The following is a 14,578-nucleotide window of genomic DNA, read 5'->3' as shown; positions in this document are numbered from 1 at the left end:
GGTTGACCCGCGGCATGCTGATTCGGCGTATCACCCGGTACCGACAGGACATTTTCGTCCGGTAGCCCTGAATCTCGCTTAATCGGCTTACGGTTTGTCCGGTTACCTACGTCCTTATTAAGAGCGGACATCAGCGTCTCGTCCGAGGAGACACCTGCGTCTCTTGCCGACGAGACAAAAGTGTCCGGTCGCTACGCCTTGTCACCGATGCGTCGAAGGCACATTTGCAGCCTACGGAGACGACGAATGAGTGACAAGAGCGAAGAAGAAAATGATCTGCCCGTCGCGGATTGCCAGCCGAAGGCACCCCGCAAGTCGGGCGCTGCCGCCAATAAATGGGGCGCCAAGGTGATCGCGCTCGGCTTCTGTATGCTGCCCTCGCTGCTGCTGCGTGCCCAGCGGCGCCTCGGCCTTAGCCCGACCCAGCTCGCCGTATTGATCCAGCTGGCCGACTTTTGGTGGGATGCCGGGCGCAAGCCGTTTCCCAAGAAAGCCGACCTCGCCTTGCGGCTGAATCTCAGCGAGCGGCAGGTCCAGCGCTACATCGCCGAGCTTGAAGAGGCCGGGTTCGTGCGTCGGATCGAGCGCCGTGCGTCGCATCGCGGCAAGATCTCCAACGAGTATGATCTGCAGGGCCTGGTCGACAAGCTGGCGGAGATCGAGCCCGATTTCAGCGATGCCGCGCAGGAAGCACGCGCCAAGCGACAGGCCGTTTCCCGGCCCGGGATGCGACGCCGCCGACCCGCGCCGACAGCGGCCGAAGCGGAGGCCTGAGTGACCAAAGGCCTCAACAAGAAGGTATTGTGCTTCATCGACGAGTCAGGAACGGCCGGCAGCGGTCCGTTTCAGCTCGGCGCATTGTTCGTGCTTGCCCGTGAAGCCGGACGTTTGGACAAGGCGTTCAGCGACCTGTTGCCCCCCGACGCGAACGAGGTCCACGCCGTGAAGATGGCGAATGGCTATCTCCAAGGCCTGCTCGATCGGCTTCGGGCAGGTGCCGATCTCGACCGGGTCGTGCTGATCAACCAGCACTTCCAGGGTCGGCCGGGCCCTCCCCCCTTGGTGTACGCGCAGGCGGTCGTCGAGACGGTGAAGATTGGCATGAAGCGTTTTCGGACCGTCCTTGGGCGTGACAGCGTCGGCAACGTCGATGTCATCACCGACGTCAATCAGCATAACGATCATCCCGACTTCGATGCCGAGATGGAGCGGGCGCGGAACGACGACGGTCGGTTCCGCGGCGTCAACCGCGTTGTACGACTGGACTCCGGCGCGTCCCGGCTGTTGCAGCTTGCCGACGTCGTTGCGTACGCCCGTCGTTGGGTCGTCGAGGGCGAGATGAACGCGCAAGGGCTGCGCGAAAAGTACGGCATCGATCTGCTGTGATACGAAAAGAGCCGCCCCGAAGGGCGGCTCAGAAACGTGTCAGGGAGAATGGTGGCCGGCAACCAGGGTTTGAGACCCTGGGTAGCCACAGCGCTCATCCAACACGGGGCCGGAGTAAGTCGCCTTGCAGGTCTCCCTGCCCGCTCCATGTACGCGCTCGCCATGCCGGATACAAGTACCAGTGGTCACGCGTGTCCCGTACGGGGAGCCGGCGCCACAAGTACCCATCAGACGTTAACGACCGGTACCGTCCGTCGAGACGACGATCGCCCTCCCCTATTCAAGATTGGCTGGACAAGGGCCGCGCATCAACGACACGCCAGTGCGATGGCCATAACCGCCCTAACGCCATGCCAATAGGTCGGCGTTTGCGGCGATCGCGCAGCATCTGCGTGAGGACAAGACCTGGCAGCACATCATTGATCTGAACGGCTGCGGTCGGACGCTGCTGGCGAGCATCGCCTGTCGAATCAAGGCCGAGGCGGCCGCAGGTTAGATGCCGGACCCCCTCCCCTGCCTGACAGCGGTTCCGCGATCCGTCGTGCGTGAGCCTGCGCCCGCGGTGAGCATGTGAACATGTGCGAGATGGGGGCGCACGTTGCATCCTTCCGGCGCGAGAGCCAGTGCTGGTACGTCGGCGTCGATGCGTTTGAACCGAAAATCCGTTGAAGTGCCGTTGTGACCAAGTTCACCGTGTGAACATGTGCCCATCGCCCGCATGTGGACCCTGGGCCGCTGCGCGCAAGTGACCATGTGCACGCGACGAGCATGCGGACGGCGCAGCCATGTGCTCACTGTGAGCGTGTGCCCGGCGCAGCTATGTGCGTGTCCTTTGATGCGTGCTGCCGGCCCGCCCCAACTTCAGGAAGTCAGGTCGTAGCACAGATTGGTCTGCCGACGATGGGTCTCGCTTCGAGGCGGCGATCGAATGCCGCAGTGAACAAGTGCGCATCGTGCACGTCGCGTCGCCGTGCACACGTCTACGCGGTGCACATGCCCACGATGTAAACACGTCCTCACTGTCGCCAGATTATCCAAGGTGCGCATGTTCACGCCGTGAACACGCGGACACGGCCCGCGATGCTACAATGTTCACAACGTTCACAATGGTCACAATGTCACAATGTTCACAATGGTCACAATGGTCACAATGTTTACAATGTTTACAATGTGCACGACGTGCACATGGCATCGGCGCGGTCAGGCAAAGCGTTTGGGCACCGTACATATCGGGAGGGCAGGGGATCGCTGGCTTGACCGGTCGCCGGCGCTCCTTCGGTGCAGGCTCGTTCATGACGGCGCGCCTGATGAGGGCGCGCACTGGCCCATCGGGCGCGACGCTCCGGCATCGAAACCGACCACATGCGCGCGAGATGAACATGTGAACATGTGCGCAGGATCAACATGTGCGTGTTGGATACTTGTGTCCGACCGTCACCCATGGCACACAATTCACATGCCGCCGAGGTGCACAACGTGCGCTAATCTCGTCGTTTGCCAAGCGGCGTAGGGAGATTCTTGATGCCGGTTATCACCATGCTGTCCCCGAAGGGTGGGGTCGGCAAAACCACGACAGCGCTGATCCTCGCGACCGAGCTTGCCTCGAAAGGATCGAGCGTCGTGATGATCGATGCCGATCCGAACTTTCCCCTGGCGCGCTGGGCGGGGAAGGAAGGTAAGCCCAGCAACATCGAAGTCATCCAGGAAATCGACGAGGATGAAATCATCTCGACGATCGATCAGGCGCGCAAGCGCGCCGATTACGTGATCGTCGATCTGGAAGGAAAGGCAAGCGCACGCGCAACCAACGCGTTGCTGATGTCACACCTGGCGCTTGTCCCGATCCAGGGGTCCGAACTCGACGCCGTAGAAGCGGCGCGCGCGTTCAAGATCGTCCGCAACGCCGGCACCGCCCGTGACCGACCGCTCCCGGTCGCAGCCGTTCTCACACGAACGCCAGCCTCGACCCGGCTGTGGCCGCGCGATCTCAAGGCAGTCGTCAGCAACCTCGAGGGCGCCGGTATCCCGCTCATCGCAACGGCGCTCGCCGAACGCGGTGCGTTTCGCGGTCTCTTCAGCATGGGGGGCACGCTCGACGACATGACTGCCGCTGACGTGGGATCGCTCGACAGCGCTCGCCAGAACGCCGCCGCCTTCGCCTACGATGTCGTTTCGCTGCTCGCAGAAGGACTGTCCGCATGACCGAGAAGCCGACTGCTCCGTCCCGTCGGTCAATCACGAGCTTCGCGGACGACGACGACATTCCGGTACCGACACCGGAGCAGCGCGCGGCTGCCAAGAGCGCAGGGGAGGGCCTCGGCTTCCGATCGGAGAAGCCGACGCCGGCCGCGCCGAAGCGTCCCGCGCGCAAGGTCCGCGAGGCGAAGTATACCGACGCGATCCACGTGCGATCGCTGCCCGAAGACCGGGAGCGTTTCGAGGACTTCGTCTGGCGCAATCGCCTGTCGCGCGGCGAAGCGATGACGCGTTTGCTCGACTATGCTTTGGCCGAAGAGAAGCGTCGCGCGGCCGCGGGCGACTGACCGCAAAAGGGCAGGGGAGGGGGGCGAGCCTGATGCGTTCGGGGCCGCCCTGTACGCGCGATCGCCCCCTCTTTGCGCAGCCGTTCACCGACAGAAGTCAGCGCTGACCCGCGCTGCGCCCGAAGCGCACTTGCGAAGTTTCGTGTCAGCATACCCGTTCGCTGGTGGACGGGTAATGCGCTCATCGCCCCCCGATACGATCGGGGATGACGCCGCTCCGACCCGACCGTCCGGGCCGCTATCTGGCCAAATGGGGGACATGATCCGATGGATCAACGGCGCGTCGCGAACCGCGCTTTTTGCCTGTCTCGTGCAGCAGAAATTGTCGGTTGGTCCCAACAAGCCGAGCATGTCGCCACGCCCTACCGATCGGGGGAGAGGGGCGGCGTCCTCGCGCGGTCGCCGGCAGAGGCCAGTACATCGACCACGATCCCGAACGGCTGCACACGACCCGTTTGGCGCGCTCTGGTGTCCGTTCCTCCCCTCAATCCGACGTGCGATCAAAGCGCCGACTTGGAAGGCGGTGCATCCTAATGCCTGACCGATCCGGATCGCACGCGATAGGCTTAGTACCACGCCCGCTGTGCGACGTCGGCGGATACGAGACAGCTTGTGATAGCGCTGGCCGGAGCGCGCCGATAAGGCGATCGGGAAAGTGGATCACACCGAGATCGATGCGAGATGCGCTGCAACGGACTTGCCGCCATGTGTGGCAAGCGCCCTTGCAATCGAGCGGGCATCGGCCTTGTCGATCGCAGAGATCTTGACCCGTTCCAGTGCTGCAAGAAGCACGGGCCGGCCGGCGTCACGCGCGGCTTCTTGCGCTATACGGGCCTGTTCGTCGACACGCGCGAGCTCGGCCAGCAGCGCCTCACGACGGGCAGTGATGGTCGCCAGATCGTCGGTCTTGGCTTTCGCACGAGGCATAATGTGTCTCCCAATCTATCCACCGCAGACTTGTACGAACGTGAGTCCTGCTAACAAGAGTTGCCGGGAGATAACCGCGACCCCCGGCCGGCATGCATCTTATTCGCGCGCGAAAAACCCGCAAGGGAGAAGCAATGCCCGCAGACATTAGCGAGATAGGTTCGTATCCAAAGCAGAAAACGCTGTCCTCCTGACTGCCTACCACTCCGCGCATGGAGTGAATTCACTCCATCTATTGAGTTTTAGAGTGAGGAAAGAGTGTCTACTAGGGATGGCAGGATACGCCATCTGGCACCAATGTAATACATTGGCTTCGATGGCACCGCTGCACGGGGCTTGAGAAGCGATGGTCAGCCTTCGCCTGGACGACGAATTGGTAGCGGAGCTCGACCGCGTCGCAGCCGCTCACGGGCAGACGCGTAGCGCCTGGATGGCGCGTGCTCTGGCACGCGCGGTCCTCGCGCCGGGTAACGACAATCTGCCGACGCCCGGAGTGGGGCGGCGCGGCTCCCCCGATGATCACGTCCGCGTGACCATCCGGCTCCTTCGCAGCGAGATCGAGGCGATCGATGAGGTCGGTGCGCCGCTTGGCCTTTCTCGAAACGAATGGATCAAGCGGGCGATACGCTGGCAGCTGTGGGATAGGGCGGCGAGCTTGCGGTTGTGCCCGGTGACAAAGGACGAGATCGGAAAGGTTCGGAAGCAGATTCTGTTCATCGGCAGGAACATCAACCAGGCAGTGCACGCGATGAATGCCGCCAACCAGCCCGAGAGCAGCCTCGACATCGCACGCATCGCCGAACCGTTCATCGATACGTGTGGAGAGTTGAAGGGGCTCCTGCACACCACTCGGCGGGCCTTGTCGCGCTATGTCGGCGGAGAGGTCGCGTACTGGACCGGCGCATTCGGGGAGCCACGCGGATGAGCTTCAACCTTTCTCCCGGAATGCTCGACACGATGGCGGGCATCTTCTCTCCATCGAAGCGACACTCTGCTGCGGGCGGGGGAGGGGGTGGTCGAGAGCGCGACCATGGCGGCACGTTACTGGGCTTCGCAGTGGCCTCGATGTTCCCGAAGCCCGCGTCGCAGGGGGGTGGCCATCGATCGCACAACAGGGTCAAGCAGGCCTTCGGCGGTGGATCGCAGGCAGCTATCAGCCGCCGTGCCATCTCCACGTTGGATCGCACCGCCAGGCGAGTACCCGAAGTCATGGTCCGAATTACCGGGCGCCAGCATGGCGCCGGACATGTACTCGCGAATTTCGCCTATATCAGCCGGCTCGGACACGGCGCCGACAGGGAAGTTGCGCTCTACACCAGCGAGGGCGACGTCGTTCGGGACGGGAACACCATGCAGGATCTCGCCCATGATTGGCAGGAATGGGAGATGGCGGACGACGCACGCCGCAAGGGCGCAACGTCACTTTCGATGATCCTGTCGATGCCGTCCGGTACCGATCCCGAGCGGCTGAAGGCCGCGGCGCTCGACTTCGCCCGGGAAGAATTTGCGAACCGATCGTGGGTTGCATCCCTCCACGTCGACCGGGATCACCCGCATGTTCACGTCACTTTCGCTCGCCGCGATCACGACGGGCGGCGCTTCCATCCGACACGCGACGACCTGTTTCGGTATCGCCAACGCTTCGCTCAGAAGCTTCGCGACCGCGGCATCGAGGCGAACGCGACGCCATCTAAAGCCAGGGGGGTCGACAGCGCCCATGAACCGATGGCGGCCCGAAAGATCCGCGAGACGGGACGAGTTCCGAGGCTCGACGAGAGCAGGAAGACGCGCGTTCGACAGCTCGCACCTGCGGACGCGTCAAATCCACTACGCGCGACGCGTGCCACGCGCCAAGCCTCCGTTCGCGCTGCCTATGAGCAGTCGATAGCCGTACTCCGAACGTCGCCGTCGATCGTCAACCAAACGGTTGCAACCAGCCTTCAGCGGTTCGTGGAAGTGATGACGGTTCCTGAACCATATTATCGACGGACAACGGGAACGCGCGATCAGGCGCCCGCGGAGGGGCGGCGCCCACTCTCCGTCCCGTCTGGCGAGAGGGCTCACATCGACAATCCGATCGCGGCAGCGCTGGTGCGTTCACAGGCGATGCGCGAGCGGATTGAAACTCGCCGCGCCGCGCATCTGGCTGATAGTGAGCCGGCAGGTCCTAGTGACCATCGTCCAGCATCGTCGCCTGCTCGAACCCGTCCGCCCACGTCACCCCAACCCATCGATCCGGCGTCGCCCGTTCGAGAGCCGGACAGGATCGATCAAGTCATGCGGGAGCTCAAAGAGCGCGAACGCACGCGGGCCGCACGCCTGCGCGATCGCGACCTGAATCCTGAAAAGGGAGGGCCCAAGCGGTGATGGGCGCCGATGGGAATGATTGCCTCGCGGCTATCCTCGACGCGCTGACCCTGATGCAGGGGCAGGTCGAGGAGCTGTCCGAGCAAGCCAGGCAAATTCGGGACAGCCAAGAGACCATCATATCCCGGCTCGACAGCATGAGCCCGAGGGAACGCGTCGGTGATACCCCCTCTCAACTCGAGAGCATCATCGGGGAACTCTGCGACAGCTCCAAGCGGACAGGGGAGGGGCTTGCGCGCGTCGCTGAGGTCGCTGGATGGGCGCACGCAGCCGCCGTCGGCAATACAGCTCCGTTACCCGTCGATGTCCTCGCTGATCCGCTCCTGGAGCGCTACGTTTTGGGTCAGCCGGCGGACCGGACCTCCACAATTCGTGCTTTGGCAGACTGGAATGAAGCGGTGCGCGACGTTCAATCCAGATCACTGATTGAGATCCTGCGAGACCAATATCGGCCATCGCCAACTGATAGCCGCGAGGACCGAGTGCTGCGATACAAACTCGCCGCGATCTCACGTGATGAATTGGCCGCAAGGGGCGTAGATCCGCCTCCGTCCCCCACTTCCACCTTCGCGGAAGATCGCTCCGAGGCAGCGCAACGTGCGCGCTCGGCCGCGCTGCGACGGTTGTGGGTGGAAGGGGAGGGGGCTGCCCTCTTGGCGGAACCCGAACTTGCCGGGGCCTTGGACATCGTCGCTGCAGCACGTCGCGAGTCGACGAACATGCCGGAAGCAGAAATGTCGATTGGTATCGCCGAGTTGCATCGCGCCATTGCAAACTGCTTGGAAATGGGAGAGCGGCCCATCCTTAAAAGAGGCGATCACATTGGGTCGCCGAAAAGGTATAATGATCGAGTACGCTAAGCGTTTGAGCGATGGACATGAAATTTACGAGTTTTGGTGGAAAGCGGCCTTTCCGCTTTGGGGCAGTCGGCTGCGTGAGCTGCCGTTCGTTCAGGGGTGGGGCAGGGGGCCTCAACCGCCCGTCGATGGGTGGAAAGCGGACTGACCGATTTCGGACGTGATCTTGACGAAGCGGACGCCCCGGTATGCTAGGTGTTCAGTCCCGGCATCTGGTGGATCGGGTTGACGATGAACCGGTCTGGCTCTGACGTCCAGATCTTGGCGATGTATTCGTAGGGTGTGAGGCCGCTGAGCGTCTTGAGCCGGCGGGCAAAGTTGTAGGCGGCCATGAAGTCGGCGAGGTGCGTCCGCAACTGGTCATGGCTCTCGTAGTGAAAGCGTTTGACGGTCGCCTCCTTGATGGTGCGGTTCATCCGTTCGACCTGACCGTTGGTCCACGGGTGGTTCGGCTTCGTGAGCCGGTGCTCGATGTCGTTCGCCTCACAGATCATGTCGAAGCGCATCTGGCGTGACCAGGCGGTGTTTCGGTTGCGCGGCTGCTCGGCGAACTGGATGCCGTTATCGGTCAGGATCGTGTGGATGCGGTAGGGCACGACTTTCAACAGGTGCTCGAGGAACTCCCACGCGGTTCGCCTGTCGGCCTTGTCGACCAGTTGGGTGACCGCAAACTTGCTGGTGCGGTCGATACCGACGAACAGATACAGCTTGCCTTCGGCGGTCTGCACCTCAGCAATATCAATATGGAAGAAGCCGATTGGGTAGCGCTTGAAGCGCTGCCGCTTTGGCTTGTCGCCCTCGATGTCCGGCAGGCGCGAGATGCCGTGTCGCTGTAGGCACCGATGCAGCGCTGACCGGGTCAGATGCGGAATCGATGGCTGCAGAGCGTAGAGGCAGTCGTCGAGCGGCAGCAGCGTATGACGGCGGAACGCCACAACCATCGCCTCTTCCGCCTCGGAAAGGGTGGTTGAATGAGGGGCCTTCGGCCCGGTCTTCAGATCCTCGACCGTCGCCCTCTTACGCCACTTCGCCACCGTCTTCGGGTTGATCCCCAGCTCCCGGCTCAACGTCGCGAGCGAAGCTCGACAAGCTGTATTGCTGCTCGGACGGCGTGCGTGGTCGTGGCGCACCCATGGCGTACCTGTCCCATACGGCTTCCTTCCATTCCAACGAAAGGATCGCACCATCAAACCGTGGGATCAAACACCTAGCGGGGCGAACACCCGCTGACTGGTGGTGCCGGCGGGTCCGCTTCGGGGCAACGGACTGCATAACCGGACATTCGGTCGGCAGTAGGTCCGATCGTCGGGCAGCAGGCAATATCGGGAGCGTTTTGGTAGTGCGGATTGCAGTATGCATACTGTCATCCGCCCAACGAAAAACAGTTTTGCCGCAGACTAAATCGCTCCGTCAATTGAGATGTGAAATGTATCGTTCCGCCGAACGCAGTACTATCGCTTTCGCTCCGGCCTCAATATTCTGGTAGGTAAAGGCGCCGTACATTCGATCGAAATCGAGCCTTTCGACGCGATCGGCAATACCGTCGACCGTCACAGCGGACAGGGGCAGCATGTTAGGATAGCTCCACATGAACGAGACCGCATCGCCCCCGGGCGTAATCTGTAGAATGTCGCCCACCAGCAGTGTTTTATCCGCCCTATTCAATTGCAGAACCGTGCCGCCGGGAAAGTGGCCGCCCAGGCGAACCAGCCGAACCCCGTCGGCCAGTTCCAGCGTCTCGCCTTCCCAGAACCGCAGGTGCGGACTTGGCCGCATCACCCATTCGCGGTCGGCGGCATGCAGGAAGACTGGCGCGCCGAACGCCGCCGACCAATCCTGCATCGTGGTGTAGTAATGCGGGTGGGACACGGCTATCGCGTGCAGGCCGCCCAGCGCGGTCACCAGCCGGATCGTCGCGCTGTCGAGGTTGGCGATACAGTCCCACAGAATGTTGCCGGCCGGGGTCGTCAACAAAAACGCGCGCTGCCCAATGGCGAAGCGCGGCGTCGTTTCGATGCTGAGCAGGCCGGGGCGATGTTCGCGCCACCGGTTGTTGTGTTGGGCGGCGATCTGCTCCCGATAGGTCCATTTCTGCCCGGACCGCGGGACATACTGGCGTTCGTCGGTGCAGATCGCGCAGTGGATGGGCTGTGCCGCCCCGCTCTCGTACGAGGTGCCGCAGGTTGCGCAGATATGGATCATGGCCGTCTCCTCTGTCACCTCTGACGATCTACCGATCAAACAGCCGTCCTGGCAGGCGGCGCACCAACAGCGCTAGAGCCACCAGGTCGAGCGCAACGATACCGGACGCCGCGAGGAACGCATCCGGCATCGATTCCGCTGCGGTATCGGGTGCGATCATGAAATAGACGGTCGCGATCAACGCGGTGCCGAGCGCGCCGCCGATCTGCTGCACGGTCTTGTGCATCGCGCCAGCTACCCCAGCATGGTTGCGATCGACGCGGGCAAGAGTGATCGGTCCCAGTGGTCCGCCCAGGCTGCCCATGCCGATCCCAGCGATCAGCAGCAGTGCACCGATCGCCGCCGGGGACAGCGCGAGCCAGACCGCCATCGCGGTGGCGACGCAGCCAGCCGCCATTACGACCGCGCCGACGATCGGCACACGCCGCCCGTGTCGGGGCAGTGCCTTTCGCCCGATCTGGCTGATACCGGCCATGACGCCTAGGCCGAAGGGAATATGCAACAACGCGACGTCGATTGGGGCGTAGCCTAGACCACGCTGCAACGTCAGGCTGAACGTCAGCAGAAAACCGCCTGAGGCGATCGCGAACCCCATGGTCGCGCTCAGCCCGATGCGGAAGCTGCGATCGGCGAACAATGCGGGTTCGATCAGCGCCGAGCCGAGAAGCGTCCGCCGCCGACATTCGTAGCGCCAGAACGCCCACCATAACGCGATGCTGGCAAGGCCCAGCGCGGAGGTCCACCACGGCCACCCCGCCGCGCGCCCCTCGATCAGTGGCAACAGCAACGTGCCCAATGCGGCGAACAGCAGCAGCGACCCCGGCACGTCCAGGCGCAGGGCGTGGCCCGAACGGCCCGACGGCAGCAAGGTCAGGCCGGCGATCAGCGCCAATATGCCGAAGGGCAAGTTGATGAGGAACACGCTGCGCCAGCCCAGCCCCAACGGGCTCCATTCGATCAGCAATCCGCCGAGGACCGGCCCGCCGATCGCCGCCAGCCCGCCGATGACGCCGAATGCCGCCAGTCGCCCGATGCGCTCGGTCGGTGAATAGAGTTGCTGAATCAACGCCACCCCTTGCGGCGCCATGATCGCGGCGGCAGCGCCCTGCGCCAGCCGCGACACGGACAACGCGCGCCCGTCAGCGGCAAGACCGCAGGCGAGCGAGGCGAGCGTGAAGCCGACCACACCGCTCACGAACATGCGCCGATAGCCGAACAGGTCGCCGAGCCGCCCCCCGACGATCAGCAGGACGGCAAAGGTCAGGAAATAGCCCGACACCACCCACTGCATCGCCCGGTCGGAAGCGCCGAGCGCCGACTGGATCGCGGGCAAGGCCGTGTTGACGATCGTCGAATCTACCACGTCCATGACGAACGCGACCAGGATCGTCGCGAACGCCAGACTGCGCTGCCGATCGCTTAACCGGTCCGATACTGCTGCTGATGCCACGTCGCCGATCCTTACTTGACAGGGTTGCAGGTCAAGACGATACCGCGTATCAGAATGCAAGTTCTAATTAAGCCGGCATACCGGTCGATGGATATGGGAGAGGATTCGGATGAGCGCCGACACAGGACAGATGCGCGTACGTAGCCCTGGCTTTGGCCAGGGGCTGACCGTCATCATCGCCGGCTTCCTGCCGATCCTTGCCATCGTATCGCTGTTTCCGGCGGTCCCGTCGATCATCGATCATTTCGCTGCTGAACCGACCGCTGCATGGAAGGTGCCGGCGATGGTGTCGGCGCCGGGGTTGACCATCGCGATCTTCGCGTTGTTCGCCGGTATCCTGGTCGACAAGTTTGGGCGTCGCAAATTGCTGCTGGCGTCGACGCTGCTGTTCGGCGTGTTCGGAACGGCGCCGTTCTTCTTGGATGATCTGAACGCGATCTATGGGTCGCGGCTGCTGCTGGGCATTGCCGAAGCGGCGATCCTGACGACGATGAACACGTTGATCGGGGACTATTGGGACGAAAAGGGTCGGCGAAACTGGCTGACGCTGCAGGGGCTGGCCGGACCGTTTCTTGCCAGCGGCGTCATCCTCGCGTCGGGGTTTCTGACGGGTCTACGCTGGAACGGCATCTTCTTGATCTACCTGATCGCTTTCCCGACGTTCATCGCCGCTGCCAAATTCCTGTACGAGCCGACCAGCGATGCCACCGCGCGCAAGATGCTGGGCATCGGTGCCGAACCGACGCGTACCCCGTTTCCGGCGGCATCGGTCGTGATCATCGGTACGGTCACGCTGTTCGCGTCGGCGCTCTATTATGTTTTCATCATAAATGGCGGCATGGCGTTCCGCGAGGTCGGTATCCAGTCGTCCCAGGAACTGAGCAAGCTGACCTTCATCCCCAGCCTGTTCGTCATGGTCGGATCCCTGATCTTCTGGGCCACCGGCCGGGCGCGGCCGGTCGTGCAGCTTGGTATCTTCCTGTCGCTGATCGGTGGCGGGCTGGCGATGATCGGGCTGGCCGCCGACTGGCGCTGGATGGTCGCTGGGCTGGTCGTGCAGCAGACCGGGGCGGGCATGGCCGTACCGACGCTGATCGCTTGGGCGCAGACCAAGCTGCCCTTCGAACATCGCGGGCGCGGCATGGGGGTGTGGACCGCCTGCTTCTTCTTCGGACAATTTTCCAGCCCGTTCCTAGTGTCGTTGTTCCGCGTCCAGACGGGCGCGATGCAGGGAGCGTTCCTCATCATGGGCGCGGCCGGGGCCGTCGGCGCGGTCGCGGCCTTCCTTCTTGCGGTGACGCGGCGTGGCGGGGGCAACCCGGCCCGGCCGGCGGTCGCCTGATCCACCCCAATTGCAGGACGATGGTCATGACGATCAAACGAGGCGTCAGCCTCTACAGCTATCAGAACGAAACCTTTCTTGGCAAAATGACACTGGAGGACTGCATCCGCACCAGCGTCGAACTGGGCGCGCCCGGGATCGAGGTGATCGGTGAACAGACTTTCTGGGGCTGGCCCGAAGCGGGCGTGGCGGACGAGAAGATCGCCGAATGGCACCAGCTGATCGCCAAATACGGCGCGGTGCCGGTCGCCCACGACTTCATGCTCGATTACAAGCGGTACAAGGGCCGCGAGATGCCGTTCGACGAACAGGTCGCGAGCATTCGCAAGGACATTGATTTTGGCGCCCGCCTTGGCGTGAAATATCTCCGCGCACTGGTGTCGATCGCCCCCGACGTGCTCGTCGCGGCGGCACCCTATGCCGAGGAGAAGGGCGTCAAGCTGCTGATCGAGGTGCACGCCCCGCTGCATTTCGACCACCCGTGGATTGTCCGCCATGCCGAGGCCTTCGAAAAATCGGGTAGCGATGCGCTCGGCTTCCTGCCCGACATGGGCATGTTCCTTGCCGCCTTTCCCCCGGTGTGGAAGGAGCGTTTCATCCGCAATGGTGTGCCGCAGCACATCGCCGACTATATCGTGAAGGCGTATGAGGACCGGGTCCTGAGCGAATACGTCATCTTGAACGTGCGCGAGATGGGGGGCACCGGGCCGGCCCTGGCCATGGCCGAAACGCTGCGCCACAATGCCGCCTACGAGCCGAAGCGGATGCTCGACTACATGCACCGCATCCACCACATTCACGGCAAATTCTATCAAATGAACACCGATCTGGTCGAACCGTCGATCGACTATGCCAAGATCGTGCATGTGCTGAAGCAGGGCGGCTATGACGGCTATATCTGTTCCGAATACGAAGGAAATCGCTGGATCGAGGATGCGCACGAGGTCGACTCGGTCGAACAGGTCCGCCGTCATCAGGAAATGCTGAAAGCGCTGATCGACGGTCCCGCCACCAATGCCATCGCCGCCTGAAGGACCCCCAGATGTTCGACAATAAGATAATCGTGGACGACAGCCTGAAGGCCACTGACGATGGCTTCAGTATCGAGGCGCGGCTGCCCTATTATCGCGGCCTCGGCCTCTCGATGATCGAAAATGTCGCGGTCAGCGTCGATGGCGAGGCGGTGCCGCGCGAGGATATCAGCGTGACCTTGCGCGGCCGGACCTGGACGCTCGACCAGATGGAGAGCGAGTATGGCGACCGCTGGAACTTCGGCGAAAAGGCCGTGGTCGTGGTGAAGCGCAGCGGTGGCCTGACGCCCGGCGACCACCATATCGAACTGGCCGAAACGATGCGAATTTCCTACCTGCCGTTCGTGCCGACGACCAAGGACGCGAAGACGCTGACGCTGCGCTGACGGGTCTCGGTTCGGAGAAAAAGGGGGCGGTGTCCGACGGGACACCGCCCCCTTTTTGGTTCCGGTACGAAAAGCATTGATCCGCGC

At 63.0% G+C, this 14,578-nt stretch carries 13 protein-coding genes and 1 pseudogene; 10 read left to right on the top strand and 4 right to left on the bottom strand.

The genetic code is table 11. The annotated features are described in order from the left end of the window. Positions 1 to 246 precede the first annotated feature (246 nt). From GQR91_RS18290 to GQR91_RS18275, 4 genes are all read left to right on the top strand, one after another. Complete coding sequence (locus GQR91_RS18290; RefSeq protein WP_149683075.1) at positions 247 to 774, top strand: helix-turn-helix domain-containing protein; 528 nt, start codon at positions 247 to 249, stop codon at positions 772 to 774. Further along, a complete protein-coding gene (locus GQR91_RS18285) occupies positions 775 to 1,386 on the top strand; it encodes a DUF3800 domain-containing protein (RefSeq protein ID WP_149683074.1) in 612 nt (203 codons plus the stop codon). Between the two features lie 1,521 nt (positions 1,387 to 2,907). Further along, complete coding sequence (locus GQR91_RS18280) at positions 2,908 to 3,588, top strand: ParA family protein (RefSeq protein WP_149683073.1); 681 nt, start codon at positions 2,908 to 2,910, stop codon at positions 3,586 to 3,588. Beyond that, positions 3,585 to 3,929, top strand: a complete 345-nt coding sequence (locus GQR91_RS18275) for a hypothetical protein (protein ID WP_149683072.1) — start codon at positions 3,585 to 3,587, stop codon at positions 3,927 to 3,929. The genes GQR91_RS18280 and GQR91_RS18275 overlap by 4 nt, the downstream gene beginning before the upstream one ends. A 660-nt stretch (positions 3,930 to 4,589) precedes the next feature. Here GQR91_RS18275 and GQR91_RS18270 read toward each other — a convergent pair. Beyond that, a complete protein-coding gene (locus GQR91_RS18270; RefSeq protein ID WP_149683071.1) occupies positions 4,590 to 4,856 on the bottom strand; it encodes a hypothetical protein in 267 nt (88 codons plus the stop codon). 346 nt (positions 4,857 to 5,202) lie between these two features. Here GQR91_RS18270 and GQR91_RS18265 point away from each other — a divergent pair, with 346 nt between their 5' ends. From GQR91_RS18265 to GQR91_RS18255, 3 genes are read left to right on the top strand one after another with little or no spacing between them, the layout of a single operon-like run. Beyond that, entirely contained in the window at positions 5,203 to 5,781 is a 579-nt protein-coding gene (locus GQR91_RS18265; protein WP_149683070.1) for a ribbon-helix-helix protein, CopG family, read from the top strand. Continuing rightward, positions 5,778 to 7,223 (top strand): relaxase/mobilization nuclease domain-containing protein, encoded by a 1,446-nt coding sequence (locus tag GQR91_RS18260; RefSeq protein WP_235904112.1) that lies wholly within the window; start codon positions 5,778 to 5,780, stop codon positions 7,221 to 7,223. Before GQR91_RS18265 ends, GQR91_RS18260 begins: the two co-directional genes overlap by 4 nt. Beyond that, on the top strand, positions 7,220 to 8,083 hold the full coding sequence (locus GQR91_RS18255; RefSeq protein ID WP_149683069.1) for a hypothetical protein: 864 nt from the start codon (positions 7,220 to 7,222) through the stop codon (positions 8,081 to 8,083). The genes GQR91_RS18260 and GQR91_RS18255 overlap by 4 nt, the downstream gene beginning before the upstream one ends. A gap of 188 nt (positions 8,084 to 8,271) precedes the next feature. Here the strand turns inward: GQR91_RS18255 and GQR91_RS18250 are convergent. The 3 genes and pseudogenes from GQR91_RS18250 to GQR91_RS18240 form a co-directional block, all read right to left on the bottom strand. Then, a pseudogene (locus tag GQR91_RS18250) lies at positions 8,272 to 9,230 on the bottom strand (IS481 family transposase). 260 nt (positions 9,231 to 9,490) lie between these two features. Beyond that, positions 9,491 to 10,282: an MBL fold metallo-hydrolase gene (locus GQR91_RS18245; protein ID WP_149683066.1), complete on the bottom strand. Its 792-nt coding sequence runs from the start codon at positions 10,280 to 10,282 to the stop codon at positions 9,491 to 9,493. A 28-nt stretch (positions 10,283 to 10,310) separates the two neighbouring features. After that, a complete protein-coding gene (locus GQR91_RS18240; protein ID WP_149683065.1) occupies positions 10,311 to 11,732 on the bottom strand; it encodes an MFS transporter in 1,422 nt (473 codons plus the stop codon). Positions 11,733 to 11,841: 109 nt separating this feature from the next. On the opposite strand from GQR91_RS18240, the gene GQR91_RS18235 reads away from it, so the two are divergent. From GQR91_RS18235 to GQR91_RS18225, 3 genes are read left to right on the top strand one after another with little or no spacing between them, the layout of a single operon-like run. Further along, positions 11,842 to 13,074 carry an MFS transporter gene (locus tag GQR91_RS18235; RefSeq protein WP_235904111.1) on the top strand — a complete coding sequence of 411 codons (1,233 nt, stop codon included), beginning with the start codon at positions 11,842 to 11,844 and terminating at the stop codon, positions 13,072 to 13,074. Between the two features lie 20 nt (positions 13,075 to 13,094). Further along, on the top strand, positions 13,095 to 14,105 hold the full coding sequence (locus tag GQR91_RS18230; RefSeq protein WP_149683064.1) for a sugar phosphate isomerase/epimerase family protein: 1,011 nt from the start codon (positions 13,095 to 13,097) through the stop codon (positions 14,103 to 14,105). A gap of 11 nt (positions 14,106 to 14,116) precedes the next feature. Further along, positions 14,117 to 14,491 (top strand): C-glycoside deglycosidase beta subunit domain-containing protein, encoded by a 375-nt coding sequence (locus tag GQR91_RS18225; protein WP_149683063.1) that lies wholly within the window; start codon positions 14,117 to 14,119, stop codon positions 14,489 to 14,491. The last annotated feature ends 87 nt before the right edge of the window (positions 14,492 to 14,578 follow it).

Origin of the sequence: Sphingomonas carotinifaciens, assembly GCF_009789535.1 — a bacterium.
Classification (GTDB): Bacteria; Pseudomonadota; Alphaproteobacteria; order Sphingomonadales; family Sphingomonadaceae; genus Sphingomonas; species Sphingomonas carotinifaciens.
This window is presented reverse-complemented; position numbering and strand designations above follow the sequence as displayed.

Excerpts from the sequence above, each read along its gene's own strand:
- GQR91_RS18280 (WP_149683073.1), top strand. The coding sequence starts at position 2,908 with ATGCCGGTTATCACCATGCTGTCCCCGAAGGGTGGGGTCGGCAAAACC.
- GQR91_RS18230 (WP_149683064.1), top strand. The coding sequence starts at position 13,095 with ATGGTCATGACGATCAAACGAGGCGTCAGCCTCTACAGCTATCAGAAC.
- GQR91_RS18260 (WP_235904112.1), top strand. The coding sequence starts at position 5,778 with ATGAGCTTCAACCTTTCTCCCGGAATGCTCGACACGATGGCGGGCATC.
- GQR91_RS18235 (WP_235904111.1), top strand. The coding sequence starts at position 11,842 with ATGAGCGCCGACACAGGACAGATGCGCGTACGTAGCCCTGGCTTTGGC.
- GQR91_RS18290 (WP_149683075.1), top strand. The coding sequence starts at position 247 with ATGAGTGACAAGAGCGAAGAAGAAAATGATCTGCCCGTCGCGGATTGC.
- GQR91_RS18270 (WP_149683071.1), bottom strand. The coding sequence starts at position 4,856 with ATGCCTCGTGCGAAAGCCAAGACCGACGATCTGGCGACCATCACTGCC.
- GQR91_RS18245 (WP_149683066.1), bottom strand. The coding sequence starts at position 10,282 with ATGATCCATATCTGCGCAACCTGCGGCACCTCGTACGAGAGCGGGGCG.
- GQR91_RS18275 (WP_149683072.1), top strand. The coding sequence starts at position 3,585 with ATGACCGAGAAGCCGACTGCTCCGTCCCGTCGGTCAATCACGAGCTTC.
- GQR91_RS18225 (WP_149683063.1), top strand. The coding sequence starts at position 14,117 with ATGTTCGACAATAAGATAATCGTGGACGACAGCCTGAAGGCCACTGAC.
- GQR91_RS18265 (WP_149683070.1), top strand. The coding sequence starts at position 5,203 with ATGGTCAGCCTTCGCCTGGACGACGAATTGGTAGCGGAGCTCGACCGC.